This window comes from Bradyrhizobium sp. (assembly GCF_016219575.1).
Classification (GTDB): domain Bacteria; phylum Pseudomonadota; class Alphaproteobacteria; order Rhizobiales; family Xanthobacteraceae; genus Bradyrhizobium.
The window spans coordinates 170,293-187,764 of the sequence record NZ_JACRMG010000001.1; the positions used below are offsets into that span (position 1 = coordinate 170,293).

Consider the following 17,472-nt stretch of genomic DNA (forward strand, 5'->3'; position numbering starts at 1 on the left):
CTGCTGTGCCCTAGTTCAGCGCCGCCGATATCGCCGCATCCAGCGCCTTCAGGCCCTTGGCGAGGTCGCCCTTCAGGTGCACCCGCAGCGCGCGGCGGCCGCGCTCGGTCAGCACGCCGAAATCGCCGCGCGCCTGCGCGGCCTTGATGATGCCGAAGCTCGCCTTCTGGCCGGGCACCTTGAGGTCTTTCTTCTCCTCCGCGGTAATCTGCAGGAACACGCCGTTGTCGGGTCCGCCCTTGTAGGCCTGTCCGGTCGAGTGCAGGAAGCGCGGGCCGAATTCGGCGCAGGTGGCCAGATGTTTTGCGTCCCGCACCGCCAGCCGCATCCTTTGCAGCGCTTCGATGTGATCGCCGTCGCGCTCGATATAGGCCAGCAGCGCGACATAGTCGCCGCGCTCCGAACGCGAAAGATGCGCTTTGATCCAGGAATCGAGGTCGCCATTGGCGCCGGCCCTGCGCAGCTCGGCTGCGTTCTGTGCGTCGGTATAGAGATCGGCCTCCGCCGAGGACACTACCGGCGTCTCCGCCGGCAGTTTTCCGGACTTCTCGAAGGCGGAGGTCAATTCCCGCGTCTTGATCTTGGCGGACTCGACATCCGGCTGGTTGAAGGGATTGATGCCGAGGACCGCGCCCGCCACGGCGGTGGCGAGTTCGAAGCGGAAGAACTCCTGCCCGAGGTGGTCGGTTCCCTGCATCACGATCCGCACCACGGGATGGCCGGCCTTTTCCAGCGCGGCGAGCTTTCCGTCATGGTCCGCGTCGTCCTCGCCCGCGGTGCGCAGGTCGATGAACAAGCGGTCGTTGCCGTAAACCGAGGCGCCGCCGATGGTCTCGCCGTCGATCGGTATCAGGCCCTTGCCTTCCTTGCCGGTCGATTCCGCGATCAATTGCTCCGCCCAGGCGCCGAAATCGGCGACGTTCTTCGACGAGAAAATCGTCACCTTGTCGCGGCCTTCCAGACCGGCGAGGCCCATTGCGAGACCAAGCTGCACGCCCGGATTCTCATGCGGCGGCACATCGGTGCCGCAGGAGCGCACCATCGACAGCGCGTTGGTCACCAGCGCTCGCACGTCGATGCCCGCGGCCGCGGCCGGCACGAGACCGAACGGCGACAGCACGGAATAGCGCCCGCCGATGGTCGGCTCGCCATGGAAGACACGCGCGAAGCCCTGCTTCGCAGCAACTTTCTCCAGCGACGAGCCGGGATCGGTCACGGCGATGAAGCGATGGCCGGCCTTGTCCTTGCCGATCGCCTTGGCTACGCGGTCGTAGAAATAATCCTTCATCGCGTTCGGCTCGGTGGTGCCGCCGGATTTGCTGGAAACGATGAACAGCGTCCTGGCGATGTCGACCGCCTTCTCCATCGAGCGCACCTGCGACGGATCGGTGGAATCCAGCACATGCAACTTCGGGAAGCCGGCTTTCTGCGGAAAAGTCTCCGCCAGCACTTCCGGACCGAGGCTTGATCCGCCCATGCCGAGCACGACCGCGTCGGTGAATTTCTGTCCCTTCACACGCTGCGCAAAATCCTCGTAATCGGCGATGTCTGCCTTTGCGGGGCTTTCGAGCCAGCCAAGCCATTTGTTCTCGTCATCGCCGGTCCACACCGACTTGTCCTTCGCCCACAGCCGGCGAATTCTTGCCGATGCGCGCCATTCCTCCGTGCTCTTCGCAACCGCCTTGCCGAGCCCGTCGCCGAGCGCGAGTTTCTGCGCGTCGAGACGCGCGGAAAGCACGGTTGCGCGCTTGGACGCCACCGCGCCATAAAGCTTGTCGGCGGCGTCGGCGAACAGCTTGACGCCGTCGACCACGAGCTCGGCCGTGATCGCATCCAGCGAAATGCCCGATCGCTCCAGCTCCTCGAGCGCGCGGGCGGCGTCCTCGACATTCTCCTCCAGGCTGTCGCGCAGCCTGCCGTGGTCGCGGAACGCATCCAGCGTTGCCGGCGGCACGGTGTTGATGGTGTTGGGGCCGATCAGCTCCTCGACATAGAGGACGTCGGAATAGTCCTTGTTCTTGGTGCCGGTCGAGGCCCACAGCAGTCGCTGCGGCCTTGCGCCCCTGGCCGCGAGCTTCTCCCAGCGCGGACCGGCGAACAGGTTCTTGTAATCCTGATACGCCATCTTGGCATTGGCGATCGCGATCTTGCCCTTCAGTGCGGCAAGACGCTCCTTCTCGGATGGATCGTTCGCCTTCGCGATCCTGTCGTCGAGCTGCTTGTCGACGGAAGTGTCGATGCGGCTGACGAAGAAGCTCGCCACGCTCGCGACGCGCGAGGGATCGCCGCCTTTGGCGACATGCTTCTCCAGCCCCGCGATATAGGCCTCCGCCACCTCGCGATAGACCTTCTGCGAGAACAACAGCGTGATGTTGATGGAAATGCCTTCGCCGATCAACGCCTCGATGGCAGGCAGGCCTTCCTCGGTGGCCGGCACCTTCACCATCAGGTTCTTGCGGTTGACGTCCTTCCAGAGCCGCCTGGCCTCGACGATCGTGCCCCTGGCATCGTTGGCAAGATAGGGCGACACTTCGAGGCTGACATAGCCGTCGCCGCCGCCGGTCGCCTCATAGACCGGCCGCAGCACGTCGGCGGCGTTCTGGATGTCCTCGACCGCGACGGCTTCGAACAGGTCGGCCACCGAACGGTCGCCCTTCCTGAGGGCCTTGGCGATATCGCCGTCATATTCGTCGGAACTGCCGATCGCCTTCTCGAAGATCGCGGGGTTGGAGGTGACGCCCTTGACCGCATCGGTATCGATCAGCTGCTTGAGGTCGCCCCTGGCGACGAAGCCGCGTGCGAGGAAGTCGAGCCAGACCGCCTGGCCGTGGGTTTCGAGTGCTTTGACGGGGTTCATGCTGCCTGTTCTGCCTTGAATTGTTCCGGCCCGGTGGCTTTTCGGGTTTCAGCTTTCTGGGGGGGAGGGTGGAATGTCAACCAGCCCCGGCGGCCAATGGGAGGAAATAGCGCGGCTACAATGGGATAACTCCCCCGGAGCGCATGAATACGCCCGGGATCGGCGGCAAATTGCCACGACGAGGAAGAAATCTCCATCGCAGCCGCACAAGTGTCGCATATTCGGCCGCGAAATATCCATTTTCGCCGCCAGGTTGCGCTAAATCAAGGCAGGCGCGCGCAGCAGATAGATGGTGCCGATGACATGACCGTGGCGGCGCATCGATGGATCAGCGTGGGCCTTGGTGGGCTTGGGTGGCGATGAGTAGGTCTAGTATTGCCCTCACCAATCTGCGAGCGGTCGTTATCCTTATTGTATTGGCGTTCCATTCCGTCCTTCCTTATCTCGCTTCCCTTCCGGCCGAACCGTTTCCCTTCGATCGTCCGCCCTATCAATGGCTGGCGTTTCCGGTCGTGGATCGTCAGCGATGGTTTGGCTTCGACCTGTTCTGCGCCTGGCAGGATGTGGGGCTCATGAGCCTCATGTTCCTTTTGTCGGGCTTGTTCGTGCCCTCGAGCCTTGAGCGCAAGGGAAGCTTCGGGTTCCTGGCGGAACGGCTGGTCCGGATCGGCGTGCCCATCGTGTTAGCCGTCGTTTTCCTGGCCCCGCTTGCCTACTATGCCGCGTATCGGACGACCGCGGTCGACCCCGGCCTTGCCGCCTTTTGGCAACATTGGCTGGCGCTGCCGTTCTGGCCATGCGGACCGCAATGGTTCCTGGCTCAATTGCTGGCCTTCAGCTTTCTCGCGGCCGTGTTGCACCGGACGTTTCCGGGAGGCAAACAACGTCTTGCCGCGCTCTTGCCGACCATCGGGACCGATCCCGCGCGGTTCCTCGTCGTGCTGCTGGCAGCATCGGCGCTGGCCTATCTCCCGTTGGTGCTGACCTTTTCACCCTTCGAGTGGACCAGCTTCGGCCCCGTCTCGTTTCAGCTCAGCCGGCCGCTGCACTATCTCGTCTATTTCCTTGCGGGCATGGCGCTCGGGACAATCGGCCTGGACCGTGGCCTGCTTGATTGCGACGGCGCGCTGGCGCGCCGCTGGCCGGCATGGCTGGGCGCGGCTGTTGTCGGGTTCCTGCTGTGGGCAGCGCCGACCGCCATGACGATGGCCGATTGGGCCGCGGCACCCGCGATCGCGAAGCTTGCCGCCGGTATCGGCTTTGTCGTTGCCTGTGCGGCCGGCTGCCTTTGCGCGCTGTCGCTCTGCCTTCGCTTCGCGCGCTGGCGCCTGCGGGCATTCGACAGCCTGTCCGCCAATGCCTACCGCATGTACCTGATCCACTATGTCTTCGCCGTCTGGCTGCAGTATGCGTTGCTTGGCAGCGGGCTGTTTGCGGTCGGCAAGGCCGCGATCGTGTTCGCCGGCACCCTGGCCGCGAGCTGGACCATTGCCGTGGCCTGGAATCATGCTTCCCTGCTGTCGCGAGCGCATGCGATGATGCGCGGAGCAGGCCGCGCATGAGCAGCGAACCGGCGACGGACGGAAAATAGGTCGAGCTGCAGCAACATGCCCCTGGTCTTTACCCTTGCCTTCCGCAATCTCTTCTATGACCGGCTTCGCCTTGTTGCGACGATCATCGGCATCGTCTTCTCCATCGTCCTGGTCATGATCCAGATGGGCCTGTATTTCGGGTTTGGCCGCATGGTGACCACGATGATCGATCATGCGTCTGCCGATCTCTGGATCATGCCGAAGGGAACGAAATGCTTCGAGGATCCCTCGCTGCTGGAGACGCGGGAGCGCTACCGCGCGCTGGCGATCGACGGTGTCGCGGATGCGATTCCCGTCGTGATCGGATTTGCGGATTGGCGCATGCCGACCGGCGCGACTACTCCCGTCTTCGTCGTGGGTTCGGATCTGCGCGCCGGCGGCCTGCAGCCCTGGAACCTGGTGGAGGGCCGGATCGAGGCGCTGTCGGCGCCGAAAGCCGTGGCGGTCGACAGGTCCTATTTCGACCGGCTCGGGATTTCGGGATTGGGGGCGACCGCCGAGATCCGCCAGCAGCTCGTGCGGGTCGCAGCCGTGACTGACGGCATCCGTTCGTTCACCACGACGCCGTTTGTGTTCATGGACGTCGATCGGGCGCGGGCGCATACCGGCGTGCCGAACGGCAAGGCGACGTATTTTTTGGTCCGCCTCGATCCGGGCGCCGACAGGGCTGCCGTCCGCCGCCAGCTCCTCTCGCGCCTCAGCGATGTCGAGGTGTTGACGTCGGCCGAGTTCCGCGAGCGCAGCCGCACCTTCTGGCTGTTCAGCACGGGCGCCGGCGCGGCGCTCTTCGCCGGGGCGCTGCTGGGCATCATCGTCGGCACCGTCATCGTGGCGCAGACGCTCTATTCGAGCACCAAGGAACATCTCCCCGAATTCGCGACCCTGCGCGCCATCGGTTCCTCCTCGCGGTACATTTATGCGGTGATCGTCTGTCAGGCGCTGCTCAATGCCGTCATCGGCTTCTCCATCGCAGCACTTGTCGGCAAGGCCGTCGTGCAGCTGACGGCGGCAACGGCGTTGCCGATCGTCATCACGCAGGGATTGATGATCGGGCTGTTCGCACTGACCGTCGCGATGTGCATCGCCTCGGCGATCGCCGCTATCGTTCAGGTCACACGCATCGATCCTGCCATGGTGTTTTCGCGATGACGGCCTCCCTGATCGAAGCAAAGGGTGTGGCGAAGGTTCTTGGCAGCGGCGCCGGGAAGGTGGCGGCGCTGAAGGGCGTCACCCTGAGCCTCGACGGCGGCGAGCTGACCTTGCTGATGGGGCCTTCCGGCAGCGGCAAGACCACGCTGCTTTCCATTCTCGGATGCATGCTGACTCCGACGGAGGGGACGATCCGCATCTGCGGCCGCTCGACCGCCGGCGCCGAACCGGAGGATCTCGCGCTTCTCAGGCGGCAACATGTCGGTTTTGTCTTCCAGTCATTCCATCTGTTCCCGACATTGTCGGCAACGGACAATGTCCGGCTGGCGCTCGACGTGCGCGGCGAGCGCTTCAGAAAGGCGAAAGTCCGGGCGCGGGAGGCGCTGGCCAAGGTCGGGCTCGCGCACAAGACGAAGGCATTCCCGCGCCAGCTCAGCGGCGGTGAGCAGCAGCGCGTCGCGATCGCCCGCGCCATCGTCGGAAATCCCTCAATCATCCTCGCGGACGAGCCGACCGCGGCGCTGGACGGTGAGAACGGCCGCGCCATCATGGAGATTCTCGGCGGGATTGCCAGGGAGCAACGGCGCGCGGTGCTGATCGTGACGCACGATCCGCGTCTGCTTCCCTTCGCCGACCGGATCGTTCACATCGAGGACGGACGGATCGTTCGTGAGGAGCGCTACGGCGTCAAACAATCATGATTTCATCTGAAAGCCGCCGGGAGCGTGAATCCATGACGGGATGCCGGAAAACCCTGCTCGCAATCGCGGCATTGGGGGCCGCCGGCCTTGTCCTGGTGGCCGCGGGCGGCATGACGGCCCGGTCGGAGGAGAAGCGGTGGCAGGCTGTTGCGCCCGGCCGCATCGAAGCCTGTTCCGGCCAGATCAAGCTCGGGGCTGTCGTTGCGGGGGTCGTCGACAAGGTGCTGGTCAAGGCCAATGACCGTGTGTTCGCCGGCGAGCCGTTGATCCGTCTCGCCGACGGCGAACTCGCCGGGCGCCTCTCCGCAGCCGAATCGCAAGTGGCCTTGCGCAAGCGCGCACGCGACGAGAAATCGGCGACGGGAAGGGCAGGGACGCTACGCAAGGCAAGGGACGCCAGAGCCGATGCCGACGAGAAGGTGTATGCCGTACGCGCGATCGTCGATCGAACCGCTGCCGAATGGCGGGCCAAGGGCGGATCGAGCGAAGCGTTGACGAAGGCGCGCTCAGCATTGGCGGGAGCGAAGGTCGAGCTTGCCAAACGCGAGGAGGAGCTTCAGGCGCTCGAGGACGATGCGCCGCTGCCCACGGTGCTGGAAGGCCAGCTCAGCATTGCCAGGTCGGAATACGCCGTGGCGCGATCTGCCCTCGACAACATGACGGTGCGCGCGCCGGCCGACGGTACCGTGCTGCAGGTCAACGTGCACGCGGGGGAATCGGTTTCGCCTGGGTCGCCGCAGCCGTTGCTGCAACTTGCGGATATTTCCGCGCTGTGCGTGCGTGCCGAACTGGACGAGCGCGACCTCGCCTTCGTCGGGATGAAGCAGGCTGTATCGGTGCGCGCCGCCGCGTCTCCGGACAAGGAACTCACGGGCAAGGTCGTTTCGATCGCGCCGCTGGTCGGCCCCGGCCGCATGGAGACATCGGGACCGCGCAATCAATCCGACGTCAATGTCGTGGAGGTGATGATCGAATTGACGGAGACAGGTCAGTCCCTGACGGGGATGAAGGTCGACGTCTATTTCAAGCCGGGCGAGACCGCCGGCCGCTGAGGAGTTGCCGCAGCCGCCGGCCCGCGGCTGGCTTCACGGCCGCAGGTACAGATATCCCTGCGACTGCAGTTCGGCGATGCGCACCACGCCGCCCTTCTCGGCCGCGATAAAGCCCGGCAACAGCTCGTTCACGGTGACCTGCTGCGACTTCATGGTGTTGCCGCAGGCGGCCATCTCGAGGCCCGCCTTGGAGAACTGCCCGACCCGCTTTGTGACATCGGGATTGGCGGAGGCCGCATGGAACGCCTTCAGCGCCTGGCCGTGAATGACCAGTGCGATGGTGACGTTGTCGGGCCCGCCGACGCCGTCAAAATGGTTCTGGATGTTGCCGAGCACGAAATTGACCTTGTCGAGGTCGTTGAGGTGGTAGACCACCTTCAGCTTCCCGGCCGCGGGCGTTTCCGTCGCTGCCCTTGCGGGCGAAGCCGCGAACGCGCCGCCGACCGCCGAAAGCACTCCCCACAACAGGTTGCGTCGATGCATGGCATTCCCCTTCATTTGCGCCTGATAGCGGCGAGTTCCTGACGGTCGGTGACCAGCGACGCGCATTCCCTGGTGTCGGTGCGGTCGAGCCGGAACATCTTATCATCGGCGCCGGCCACCAGCGAGTGTTCCGCCTCGTCATCCGGCTTGTTGTTCTGCCAGATACGGACGCGCTCGAGCCGGATCACCGCCGAATTGTCGTCCCGGGCGACCGCGACACTGAGGCCGCCGCCGTCGCAGTCGACGCCGCAGCCGAGGCGGATTTCGTCTCCGGCATCTTCCGGAATGAAATGACTGCAGGAACCCGAGGAGTCGAAGTTGCCCGACCGGTGGCGGAATTTCACGCCGAGGCGGAAGGAATAGTTGGTGATCTTCTCGTCCGGCGGATGTTCGGCGGTCACCAATAGCTTCATCGCCGCGACCTTCTGCTTCGGATGTTTTGCCAGGTGCTCGGCGTCATAGGTCCGCACGAAGCAGGCATAGGTCGTCTTCGGCGCCAGCGGCCCGGCAAACAGCCGCCTGTCGAAGGCTGTGGCCCGGGCCTTGTCGATTTCCGCTTGCGCAAGTGCAGCATCGGCGCTGGCAAGGAGGGCCAGCACCGCCAAGGCGAGCCGCAGGGGTGTGCACATCGTCAATCCCCGGAAAACAGCAACGATTTGACGGTTAGTCGCATCCCGCCGGGCGGGCGTTCAATTGGCGCGGGCGGTCGCCGCGACATGGGGCTGTCCGCTTTCGAGACAGCGGCGGCCGTCGACGGGTCCGCATCAATCGGATATCCTGCCTGTGCTACCTGCCGTTGAGCCCTGAGCGACTTCCGGGCGCCGAGGTATCCGCGTCCCGCGCTCGCTTCCCCGAGGTGATCGCCATGTCCACATCGTCAACGATAACCACCCCCCGCCCGATGCTGCATGCGCTGGCCAAGAACTGGTGGCTGCTGCTGCTCCGCGGCATCGCCGCCATCGTGTTCGGCGTGCTCGCCTTTGCCTGGCCCGGCCTCACCCTGGTGACGCTGGTGCTGTTCTACGGCGCCTTTGCGCTGGTCGACGGCGTCATCGCGCTGGTGGCGGCCTTCACCGGCGGGGCAAAGCCGACGCCGACCTGGTGGCTGGTCATCGTCGGACTGCTCGGCATTGCCGCGGGCATCGTCACCTTCATGGTGCCCGGCATCACGGCGATCCTGCTGGTCCTGTTCATGGGAGCCTGAGCGCTGGTGCACGGCATTTTCGAGATCATCGGCGCCATCCAGCTCCGCAAGGAAATCGACAATGAGTGGATGCTGATCCTCTCCGGCGCGATCTCGGTGCTGTTCGGCCTGGTCGTGCTGATCGCGCCCGGCGCGGGCGCACTCGGCCTGGTCTGGGCGATCGCCGCCTACTCGATCGTGTTCGGCATCAGCTTCGTCGCGCTGGCGTTCCGGCTGAAGAATCACCGCCACGAGCCGGCGGCGGGGTAGAGCCCCCCATTGTCCACATCGTCATGCCCGGGCTTGTCCCGGGCATCCACGTCTTTCCTGGAAGCGGCTCCAAGAACGTGGATGGCCGGGACGAGCCCGGCCATGACCAAGTCACAAACAGTGTGCGCTTATCTCAGCGCAAACTGGCGTTGATCTTTTCCAGCGCCGCGGAGCCGGGGCAGAGCGCCCTCTCGTCCATCGTGTTGAGCGGGGTCTCGACGGTGTTGAGATGGGCGTGCAGGTCGTCGGCTTCCGGATCGACATAGAGCAGGCCGGTGACGATCTGGCCCTTGGCGGCGTGCTTCTGCAGGAAATTCTGTGCGCCCAGGCGATCATGCGGATCGTAATCGGCATCGAGCTTGCGCAGCGCAAGCCTGGTGCCGTCGTGCTGCTCCACCACCTGCACCGTGCCCGGCGCGTAATCGACCGAGATCGGATCGCGGCCGACCAATACGTCGAGGCGGTTCACCGCGTCATTGTGCTCGCGCACATAGTCGAAGCTCTTGGTGGAGCCCGCGTGATTGTTGAAGGCGATGCAGGGGCTGATGACGTCGATGAAGGAGGCGCCCTTGTGGCGGATCGCGGCCGCGATCAGCGGCACCAGCTGGGTCTTGTCGCCGGAGAAGCTGCGCGCGACGAAGGTGGCGCCGAGCTGCAGCGCGATCGCCACGAGGTCGATCGCGTTGTCGGTATTCGTCACGCCCTTCTTCGACTTCGAGCCGAAATCCGCGGTGGCCGAGAACTGGCCCTTGGTCAGGCCGTACACGCCGTTGTTCTCGACGATGTAGGTCATGTTGACGCCACGCCGGATGGAATGCGCGAACTGGCCGAAGCCGATCGAGGCGGAGTCGCCGTCGCCGGAGACGCCGAGATAGATCAGCTCGCGGTTGGCGAGATTGGCGCCGGTCAGCACCGACGGCATGCGGCCGTGCACCGAGTTGAAGCCGTGAGAATTGCCGAGGAAGTAGTCCGGCGTCTTCGAGGAGCAGCCGATGCCGGAGATTTTCGCCACCCGGTGCGGCTCGATCGACAGCTCGTAGCAGGCCTCGATGATCGAGGCGGTGATGGAGTCGTGGCCGCAGCCGGCGCACAGCGTGGAGATCTTTCCTTCATAGTCGCGGTGCGTGTAGCCCAGCTCGTTCTTGGGCAGGCCCGGATGATGGAATTTCGGCTTGGCGATATAGGTCATGACACGGCCTTGCGGAGGGGGGTCACCTTGAGGTGGTCCTGGTGGTCGCCGATGGCATTGGCGATGTAGCGCGCGGTGATCGGGGTGCCGTCGTAATGCAGGATCGGCACCAGCCGCACCGGATCGATTCCGTTCTCGTTGACGATCAGCTGCCGCAACTGCGCGTCGCGGTTCTGCTCGACCACATAGACGAAGTCGTGATCGGCGATGAAGCTCGCCACGCTGGAGTGGAACGGGAAGGCGCGGATGCGCAGGCGGTCGAGATGATGGCCTTTCGCTTCCAGCAGGCCGATCGCCTCGTCCATCGCCGGCGACGTCGAGCCGAAATAGATCACGCCGCATTTGGTCGGCTTGCCGGCGTTGGCCTGCAAGGGCCGTGGCACCATGTCCTGCGCGGTCTCGAACTTGCGCACCAGCCGCTGCATGTTGTCGACATAGACCGCGCCTTCTTCCGAATAGCGCGCATAGCGGTCACGCGAGGTGCCGCGGGTAAAATAGCTGCCCTTGGTCGGATGCGTGCCGGGATAGGTGCGGTAGGGGATGCCGTCTCCGTCGACGTCGAGATAGCGGCCAAAGTCGCGGCCTTCTTCCAGCATCTCCGCGGTCATCACCTTGCCGCGGTCATATTGCCTTGCGTCGTCCCACTTCAGCGGGCGGCACAGCCGGTGGTTCATGCCGATGTCGAGGTCGAGCATCACGAAGATCGTGGTCTGCAGCCGCTCGGCGAGGTCGAAGGACTGCGCCGCGAACTCGAAGGCTTCCGCGGGATCCTCCGGAAACAGCATCACATGCTTGGTATCGCCATGCGAGGCATAGCCGCAGGCGATGATGTCGCATTGCTGGGTCCGCGTCGGCATGCCGGTCGAGGGGCCGGCGCGCTGGATGTTCATGATGACGGCCGGGATTTCGGCGAAGTAGGACAGACCGATGAATTCCGTCATCAGCGAGATGCCGGGGCCGGAGGTCGCGGTGAAGGCGCGGGCGCCGTTCCAGGAAGCGCCGATCACGATGCCGATCGAGGCGAGTTCGTCCTCGCCCTGCACGATGGCGTATTTCGCCTTGCCGGTTTCGGGATCGTGCCGCAGTTTCTTGCAGTGGCTGGTGAAGGCTTCCGCCACCGACGACGACGGCGTGATCGGATACCAGGCGCAGACGGTGGCGCCGCCATAGACCGCGCCGAGCGCAGCCGCGCTATTGCCTTCCATGAAGATGCGGTCGCCGACCTTGTCGGCCTTCTTGACGCGCAGCCCGATCGGGCACTTCAAATTCTGCAGCGCCCAGTCGCGGCCGAGATGCAGCGCGTGAACGTTGGAGGAGAGCAACTTTTCCTTGCCCTTGTACTGTTCGCCGATCAGCTGCTCGATCACCTTCGGGTCCATCTCGAGCAGGGCGGACAGCGCGCCGAGATAGATGATGTTCTTGAACAGCTGGCGCTGGCGCGGATCGGAGTAGGTCGAATTGGTGATGGCAGTCAGCGGCACGCCGATCACGTTGATGTCGGCGCGGAATTTCGACGAAGGCATCGGCTTGGTGGAATCGTAGAACAGATAGCCGCCGGGCTCGATCGAGGCGACGTCCTTGTCCCAGGTCTGCGGGTTCATCGCCACCATAAGGTCGACGCCGCCGCGAGCGCCGAGATGGCCGGCCTCGGTGACGCGCACCTCGTACCAGGTCGGCAGGCCCTGGATGTTGGAGGGGAAGATGTTGCGCGGGGAGACCGGCACGCCGTGGCGCAGGATCGAGCGCGCGAACAGCTCGTTGGCGCTGGCCGAACCCGAGCCGTTGACGTTGGCGAAGCGGACGACGAAGTCGTTTACGCTGCTGATCGGGCTTTGCTCTGGCATGTGGATCCCGCGTGAGTCATATCGATGAGGTATTTCTGCATGTCCCAGGCGCCGGTCGGGCAGCGCTCGGCGCACAGGCCGCAATGCAGGCAGACGTCCTCGTCCTTCGCCATGATGCGGCCGGTCTTCAGCCCGTCCTGGACATAGAGGGCCTGGTCGTGATGCGGCGCCGGTGCGTTCAGCCGCTGCCGCAGATCATCCTCTTCGCCGTTCTCCGTGAAGGTGATGCAGTCCATCGGGCAGATGTCGACGCAGGCGTCGCACTCGATGCAGAGCGGTGCAGAGAACACGGTCTGCACGTCGCAATTCAGGCAGCGGTGCGCCTCGCCAAGCGCGAGCTTGACGTCATAGCCGAGTTCGACCTCGGCGCGGATGTCCTTTAGCGCGATCACCTTGTCGCGGTGCGGCACCTTGAAGCGCTGGTCGGTGGAGATGTCGTTGTCGTAGCTCCACTCGTGGATGCCCATCTTCTGCGAGGTGACATGCACTTCCGGCAGCGGCCGTTCGTTGATGTCCTCCCCGGAGATCATCTTGTGGATCGACAGCGCGGCGTCATGGCCGTGCGCCACCGCCCAGATGATGTTCTTCGGACCGAACGCCGCGTCGCCGCCGAAGAACACTTTCGGATTGGTCGAGGCAAAGGTCTTCGGATCGACCTTCGGCATGTTCCACTTGTCGAACTCGATGCCGCAATCGCGCTCGATCCAGGGGAAGGCGTTCTCCTGGCCGACGGCGACCAGCACGTCGTCGCACTCGATAGTCTCGTCCGGCTCGCCCGAGGGGATGAGGTTACGGCGGCCCATGGCATCATATTCGGCCTTCACCTTCTGGAAGGTGACGCCGGTGAGCTTGCCGTTGTCGTGGATGAAGGCGACCGGGACCATGAAGTTGAGGATCGGAATGTCCTCATGCATGGCGTCTTCTTTTTCCCAGGGCGAGGCCTTCATTTCCTCGAAGCCGGAGCGCACCACGACCTTGACTTCGTCGCCGCCGAGGCGGCGCGCGGTGCGGCAGCAATCCATCGCGGTGTTGCCGCCGCCGAGCACGATCACGCGCTTGCCGATCTTTTCGGTGTGACCGAACGAAACGCTGGAGAGCCAGTCGATTCCGATATGGATGTTCTTGGCCGCTTCCTTGCGGCCGGGAATGTCGAGTTCACGGCCGCGCGGCGCGCCGCTTCCGACGAAGATCGCATCGTAGTTCTCGGCAAGCAGCTTCTTCAGGCTGTCGACGCGGTGACCGCCCTTGAACTCGATGCCGAGGTTGAGGATGTAGTCGGTCTCCTCGTCGATCACGGCGTCGGGCAGGCGAAATTTCGGAATTTGGCTCCGCATCATGCCGCCGGCCTTGGGGTCGGAATCGAACACGGTGCAGTGATAGCCGAGGGGCGCAAGATCGCGCGCCACCGCAAGCGAGGCGGGACCGCCACCGACCAGCGCAATGCGCTTGCCGTTCTTCGGACCGGGCCTGGGCATGCGATGCCTGACGTCGTCCTTGAAGTCGGCGGCGACGCGCTTCAGGCGGCAGATCGCGACTGGTGTTTCCTCTACGCGGCCGCGGCGGCAGGCGGGCTCGCACGGCCGGTCGCAGGTGCGTCCCAGGATTCCGGGAAACACGTTCGATCGCCAATTGATCATGTAGGCGTCGCTGTAGCGGCCTTCTGCGATCAAGCGGATGTATTCAGGAACGGGGGTGTGCGCGGGACAAGCCCACTGGCAATCGACCACCTTGTGGAAGTAGTCGGGCGCCGAGATGTCGGTCGGTTTCATTCTTCCCTTGCCCGCGCCGTTTCAAGGACGGCGCGGCCTTGTCTAGGCTTCGAACGCTTGGCCTGCGTTCTTCTCGTTTCTGAATTGGATCATAGGCTTATCTTATTAGAGCCATTCAACACGCCGTACAAAGGGCAATTTTGTCTCATCTCCAGTTTTCATGGCTGTAGTGCTCAAACATTCGTGTCGGCACGCACTTGCGGCACTGCAACATACCCGTTGCACTGCAAATCAGCGTGTGGGCAAGTCGCTTTTGGCGAGATCGAACAGCAACCGATAGACGCCGTTGGTTACCAGCAGCGGCTTGATCGCGGCATTTTCGACGATGCGCGCCGTGGCCTTTGGAACCGCATGCACGCTGGTGGCGTCGATCAGCACGAACCAGTCGCCGGCGCCGGGATCGGATGCCGCGGCATCCCTGGTCAGCGGCTTCGACAGGGCAGGATCGCTCTCGATCAGGTGCATGGAAATGATGCCGTCGAGATCGGCGGGATCGAGCAGGGCATCAAGCGCGGCGCGCAGCTTGTCCTTGCCGCCGCCGGGGCGCAGGCGGATGATGCCGAGCGCTGCCGCCCGGCCGACGCCGTGGCTGACGGTGACGCGCGCCACCGCGCGGATCATGTTCTTGAACCTGTTGATATTGGCCTTCGACCACGCCGTCTGGTTCGCCAGTGCCGAGCGATAGGCCGGGCTGTCCAGCACCTCGAAGGTCGCGGTGGAATAGAGGCTGAGATATTTCGGCTTGCCGATCTGGGCGACGTAGCGCCGGGCTTCGAGGAAGCCGTCGATCGCAACGCGCTCCTCCAGGTGCTCGCGATCGTACCAACGGTTGAACTCGGCTTCATGAGCGGCATCGATATCCATCGACGTCAGCAGCATGCCCTTTCCAGCCATCGGCATTGGTCGCTCCTGCTATTTGATTTTCGACGCCATGTCCGCAATCGCCCGCATCACCGCGTCGCGCACGCCGGGATCGTACAGCGTATGGCCGGCGCCTTCGACGATGCGGATTTCGGCGTCGCGCCATGCCGAGGCAAGGGCGTGCGAGGTTTTTGGCGGGCACAGCAGATCGTAGCGGCCCTGCACGATGATGCCGGGAATGCCTGCGAGGCGGTGCGCTTCCGCCATCAGCTGGCTCGGCTTCATGAAGGAGTTGTTGGAAAAATAATGCGCTTCCATGAACGGCGACGCCGGCAGGGCACGCGACGAATGCAGCGCCTCGAGATCGAGCCTCGTGCGGCTCGGTCCGTGTTCGCTCAGGATGCGCTCGGTATCGTGCCAAGCCCGCGCCGCCGGGCCGTGGATGGCCGGGTCGGGATCGAGGATGCGGCGGAAATAGGCGTGCAGCGGTTCCGCGCGCTCGTCCGGCGTGAGCAGGCTTAGAAAATCATCGGCAAGGCCGGGATAGAGGCGGGGCAGCGAATTCAGGAATCCGTCCGCGATCTCCTCGACCGTGCCGAGAAAGGTCGCACGCAGCACGATGCCGCTGACGCGGTCGGGATGGGCCTGCGCATAGGCCAGCGCCAGCGTCGCGCCCCAGGAGCCGCCGACCATCATCCAGCGCTCGAAGCCGAATTTTTCGCGGATTGCTTCCATGTCCGCGATCAGATGCGGCAGGGTGTTGTGCTCGCGCCCGCCCTTCGGGCGGCTGCGGCCGGCGCCGCGCTGGTCGAACAGCACGGCATGAAAGCGCTCTGGATCGAACAGGCGGCGATGATCCGCCTGGCATCCGCTGCCGGGTCCGCCGTGCAGATAGACCGCGGGAATGCCGCCAACGCGGCCGACGCTCTCGACATAGACCTCGTGGCCGTCGCCGACCGCGAGATATTCGGAGGTCAACGGGGCAAACGGATCGGTGCGCGATCGGCCGACATCGACGTCAGGCGCCATGGCCGCCTTCCGTCTCCGGCGTGCCGCCGGCGAAATTGCGATAGAGGAACAGGTTCTGGCCGGACGAAGCGTCCTGCTCGGCCTGATGGAAGATCTTCTCGTGCAGCGGCGAGAACGAGCAGGCCGGATCGGTATTGCCGGCATCGCCCGTCAGCGCAAAGGCCTGACAGCGGCAGCCGCCGAAATCGGCCTCGCGGAATTCGCAGGACTTGCACGGCTCCGGCATCCAGCCGGTGCCGCGGTAACGATTGAAGGCTTCGGAGTTCTGCCAGATCCAGGCAATGGAATGATTTGATCGTACCGACTCGAATTCGAGGCCCGTGATGGTCTCCGCGGCGTGGCAGGGCAGGATCTTGCCGGCCGGCGAGATGTTGAAGAACTGCCGGCCCCAGCCGCCCATGCATTTCTTCGGCCGCAATGCGTAATAGTCAGGCACGACATAGTCGATGGTCAGCACGCCCTTGAGCCGCGCCTGCGCCTCCTCGACGATGCGGCTGGTCTCCTCGATCTGCGCCAGCGTCGGCATTAGCGCGGCGCGGTTCTTCAGCGCCCAGCCGTAATACTGCACATTGGCGACTTCCAGCCGGTCGGCATCGAGATCGACCGCCATCTGGATGATGTCGGCAAGCTGGTGCAGGTTCTGCCGGTGCATCACCGCGTTCACCGTCAGCGGCAGATCGAGTTCGCGCGTCCACTTCGCGACCTCGATCTTCTTCTCGTGCGAATTCTTCAGTCCGGCGACGCGGTCGGCGATGACGGGCTCATTGCCCTGAAAGCTGATCTGGACGTGGCAGAGGCCTGCCTCCGCCAGAGCCGCGAGCTTGTCTTTCGTGAGGAGCACCGCCGACGTAATCAAGTTGGTGTAGAGTCCGACATCGGTCGCGTGCTGCACCAGCTCGACCAGATCCTTGCGCGCCGTCGGCTCGCCGCCGGAGAAATGGATTTGCAGCACGCCGATCTCGGCTAGTTCGCTCAAGACCTTCTTCCACTCCTCGGTCGTGAGCTCGCTGCCGGCTCGGTCGAGCTCGACGGGGTTCGAGCAATAGGGGCATTGCAGCGGGCAGCGGTGGGTGAGTTCGGCGAGCACCGCGAGCGGAATGCCGAAGGTTTCGGCAGCCGAGCGCGATTCCAGCGCCGCCAGCCCGTCGGCACCCGTTGTCTTGATGTCGGTCGTGGCCGCACTCATGACGTCTTCTCGCGGGCTTCCGTCAGAAAACCCTTGTCGGCGAGGTCCTGCAGCATGGCGATGACGTCAGTCGCAATCGCCTCGCGGGGCGCAGCATATTTGGCGGCAAGCAGGTCGACGACATCGGCAACGCTGCGCCGGCCATCGCAGAGCTGCAGCACTTCGACGGCGACCTCGTCCGGCACCAGCACGCGTTCCGGCGCGAGGATCACCCAGACCTTTCGCGTCTCGTCGAATTTCAGCCTGGCGTGACGCGGCAGCACCGCCCGGCTGGCTTCGCTGACCTCTATGTTGCGGCCCGCCATCG

General features: G+C 64.4%; 16 protein-coding genes. 6 read left to right on the plus strand and 10 right to left on the minus strand.

What is annotated here, in order from left to right; translation table 11 throughout:
• Positions 1-10: 10 nt before the first annotated feature.
• Positions 11-2,857, minus strand: coding sequence for a bifunctional transaldolase/phosoglucose isomerase (locus HZB49_RS00785; protein ID WP_291608526.1), 2,847 nt, complete (start codon positions 2,855-2,857; stop codon positions 11-13).
• 359 nt (positions 2,858-3,216) lie between these two features.
• On the opposite strand from HZB49_RS00785, the gene HZB49_RS00790 reads away from it, so the two are divergent.
• Genes HZB49_RS00790 through HZB49_RS00805 form a run of 4 tightly spaced genes read left to right on the plus strand, consistent with a single transcriptional unit; the run spans position 3,217 to position 7,351 of the window.
• Entirely contained in the window at positions 3,217-4,419 is a 1,203-nt protein-coding gene (locus HZB49_RS00790) for an acyltransferase (protein WP_291608641.1), read from the plus strand.
• 45 nt (positions 4,420-4,464) lie between these two features.
• A complete protein-coding gene (locus HZB49_RS00795; RefSeq protein ID WP_291608527.1) occupies positions 4,465-5,598 on the plus strand; it encodes an ABC transporter permease in 1,134 nt (377 codons plus the stop codon).
• Entirely contained in the window at positions 5,595-6,299 is a 705-nt protein-coding gene (locus HZB49_RS00800) for an ABC transporter ATP-binding protein (protein ID WP_291608528.1), read from the plus strand. The genes HZB49_RS00795 and HZB49_RS00800 overlap by 4 nt, the downstream gene beginning before the upstream one ends.
• Positions 6,300-6,331: 32 nt before the next feature.
• A complete protein-coding gene (locus HZB49_RS00805) occupies positions 6,332-7,351 on the plus strand; it encodes an efflux RND transporter periplasmic adaptor subunit (RefSeq protein ID WP_291608529.1) in 1,020 nt (339 codons plus the stop codon).
• 33 nt (positions 7,352-7,384) lie between these two features.
• Here HZB49_RS00805 and HZB49_RS00810 read toward each other — a convergent pair whose 3' ends face one another.
• Together HZB49_RS00810 and HZB49_RS00815 are read right to left on the minus strand one after the other, a co-directional pair.
• Positions 7,385-7,834 carry a DsrE family protein gene (locus HZB49_RS00810; protein ID WP_291608530.1) on the minus strand — a complete coding sequence of 150 codons (450 nt, stop codon included), beginning with the start codon at positions 7,832-7,834 and terminating at the stop codon, positions 7,385-7,387.
• 11 nt (positions 7,835-7,845) lie between these two features.
• A complete protein-coding gene (locus tag HZB49_RS00815) occupies positions 7,846-8,463 on the minus strand; it encodes a hypothetical protein (protein WP_291608531.1) in 618 nt (205 codons plus the stop codon).
• A gap of 236 nt (positions 8,464-8,699) precedes the next feature.
• On the opposite strand from HZB49_RS00815, the gene HZB49_RS00820 reads away from it, so the two are divergent.
• On the plus strand, positions 8,700-9,038 hold the full coding sequence (locus HZB49_RS00820; protein ID WP_291608532.1) for a DUF308 domain-containing protein: 339 nt from the start codon (positions 8,700-8,702) through the stop codon (positions 9,036-9,038).
• Positions 9,039-9,044: 6 nt separating this feature from the next.
• On the plus strand, positions 9,045-9,287 hold the full coding sequence (locus HZB49_RS00825; protein WP_291608533.1) for a DUF308 domain-containing protein: 243 nt from the start codon (positions 9,045-9,047) through the stop codon (positions 9,285-9,287).
• A 133-nt stretch (positions 9,288-9,420) separates the two neighbouring features.
• Here HZB49_RS00825 and HZB49_RS00830 read toward each other — a convergent pair whose 3' ends face one another.
• From HZB49_RS00830 to pqqD, 7 genes are all read right to left on the minus strand, one after another.
• Complete coding sequence (locus tag HZB49_RS00830) at positions 9,421-10,476, minus strand: 2-oxoacid:ferredoxin oxidoreductase subunit beta (RefSeq protein ID WP_291608534.1); 1,056 nt, start codon at positions 10,474-10,476, stop codon at positions 9,421-9,423.
• Positions 10,473-12,320: a 2-oxoacid:acceptor oxidoreductase subunit alpha gene (locus HZB49_RS00835; protein WP_291608536.1), complete on the minus strand. Its 1,848-nt coding sequence runs from the start codon at positions 12,318-12,320 to the stop codon at positions 10,473-10,475. Before HZB49_RS00835 ends, HZB49_RS00830 begins: the two co-directional genes overlap by 4 nt.
• On the minus strand, positions 12,290-14,089 hold the full coding sequence (locus HZB49_RS00840; RefSeq protein WP_291608537.1) for an FAD-dependent oxidoreductase: 1,800 nt from the start codon (positions 14,087-14,089) through the stop codon (positions 12,290-12,292). Before HZB49_RS00840 ends, HZB49_RS00835 begins: the two co-directional genes overlap by 31 nt.
• A gap of 231 nt (positions 14,090-14,320) precedes the next feature.
• Positions 14,321-14,989, minus strand: a complete 669-nt coding sequence (locus HZB49_RS00845) for a DUF4286 family protein (protein WP_291608538.1) — start codon at positions 14,987-14,989, stop codon at positions 14,321-14,323.
• Between the two features lie 12 nt (positions 14,990-15,001).
• Complete coding sequence (gene pip / locus HZB49_RS00850) at positions 15,002-15,979, minus strand: prolyl aminopeptidase (protein WP_291608539.1); 978 nt, start codon at positions 15,977-15,979, stop codon at positions 15,002-15,004.
• Complete coding sequence (pqqE, locus tag HZB49_RS00855) at positions 15,969-17,165, minus strand: pyrroloquinoline quinone biosynthesis protein PqqE (RefSeq protein ID WP_291608540.1); 1,197 nt, start codon at positions 17,163-17,165, stop codon at positions 15,969-15,971. The genes pip and pqqE overlap by 11 nt, the downstream gene beginning before the upstream one ends.
• Positions 17,162-17,470, minus strand: a complete 309-nt coding sequence (gene pqqD, locus HZB49_RS00860; RefSeq protein WP_291608541.1) for a pyrroloquinoline quinone biosynthesis peptide chaperone PqqD — start codon at positions 17,468-17,470, stop codon at positions 17,162-17,164. The genes pqqE and pqqD overlap by 4 nt, the downstream gene beginning before the upstream one ends.
• Between the last annotated feature and the right edge of the window lie 2 nt (positions 17,471-17,472).

What these genes read in the sequence shown, in the direction of transcription:
- HZB49_RS00785 (WP_291608526.1), bottom strand. Translation starts at nt 2,857, where the DNA reads ATGAACCCCGTCAAAGCACTCGAAACCCACGGCCAGGCGGTCTGGCTC.
- HZB49_RS00790 (WP_291608641.1), top strand. Translation starts at nt 3,217, where the DNA reads ATGAGTAGGTCTAGTATTGCCCTCACCAATCTGCGAGCGGTCGTTATC.
- HZB49_RS00795 (WP_291608527.1), top strand. Translation starts at nt 4,465, where the DNA reads ATGCCCCTGGTCTTTACCCTTGCCTTCCGCAATCTCTTCTATGACCGG.
- HZB49_RS00800 (WP_291608528.1), top strand. Translation starts at nt 5,595, where the DNA reads ATGACGGCCTCCCTGATCGAAGCAAAGGGTGTGGCGAAGGTTCTTGGC.
- HZB49_RS00805 (WP_291608529.1), top strand. Translation starts at nt 6,332, where the DNA reads ATGACGGGATGCCGGAAAACCCTGCTCGCAATCGCGGCATTGGGGGCC.
- HZB49_RS00810 (WP_291608530.1), bottom strand. Translation starts at nt 7,834, where the DNA reads ATGCATCGACGCAACCTGTTGTGGGGAGTGCTTTCGGCGGTCGGCGGC.
- HZB49_RS00815 (WP_291608531.1), bottom strand. Translation starts at nt 8,463, where the DNA reads ATGTGCACACCCCTGCGGCTCGCCTTGGCGGTGCTGGCCCTCCTTGCC.
- HZB49_RS00820 (WP_291608532.1), top strand. Translation starts at nt 8,700, where the DNA reads ATGTCCACATCGTCAACGATAACCACCCCCCGCCCGATGCTGCATGCG.
- HZB49_RS00830 (WP_291608534.1), bottom strand. Translation starts at nt 10,476, where the DNA reads ATGACCTATATCGCCAAGCCGAAATTCCATCATCCGGGCCTGCCCAAG.
- HZB49_RS00835 (WP_291608536.1), bottom strand. Translation starts at nt 12,320, where the DNA reads ATGCCAGAGCAAAGCCCGATCAGCAGCGTAAACGACTTCGTCGTCCGC.
- HZB49_RS00840 (WP_291608537.1), bottom strand. Translation starts at nt 14,089, where the DNA reads ATGAAACCGACCGACATCTCGGCGCCCGACTACTTCCACAAGGTGGTC.
- HZB49_RS00845 (WP_291608538.1), bottom strand. Translation starts at nt 14,989, where the DNA reads ATGCCGATGGCTGGAAAGGGCATGCTGCTGACGTCGATGGATATCGAT.
- pip (WP_291608539.1), bottom strand. Translation starts at nt 15,979, where the DNA reads ATGGCGCCTGACGTCGATGTCGGCCGATCGCGCACCGATCCGTTTGCC.
- pqqE (WP_291608540.1), bottom strand. Translation starts at nt 17,165, where the DNA reads ATGAGTGCGGCCACGACCGACATCAAGACAACGGGTGCCGACGGGCTG.
- pqqD (WP_291608541.1), bottom strand. Translation starts at nt 17,470, where the DNA reads ATGGCGGGCCGCAACATAGAGGTCAGCGAAGCCAGCCGGGCGGTGCTG.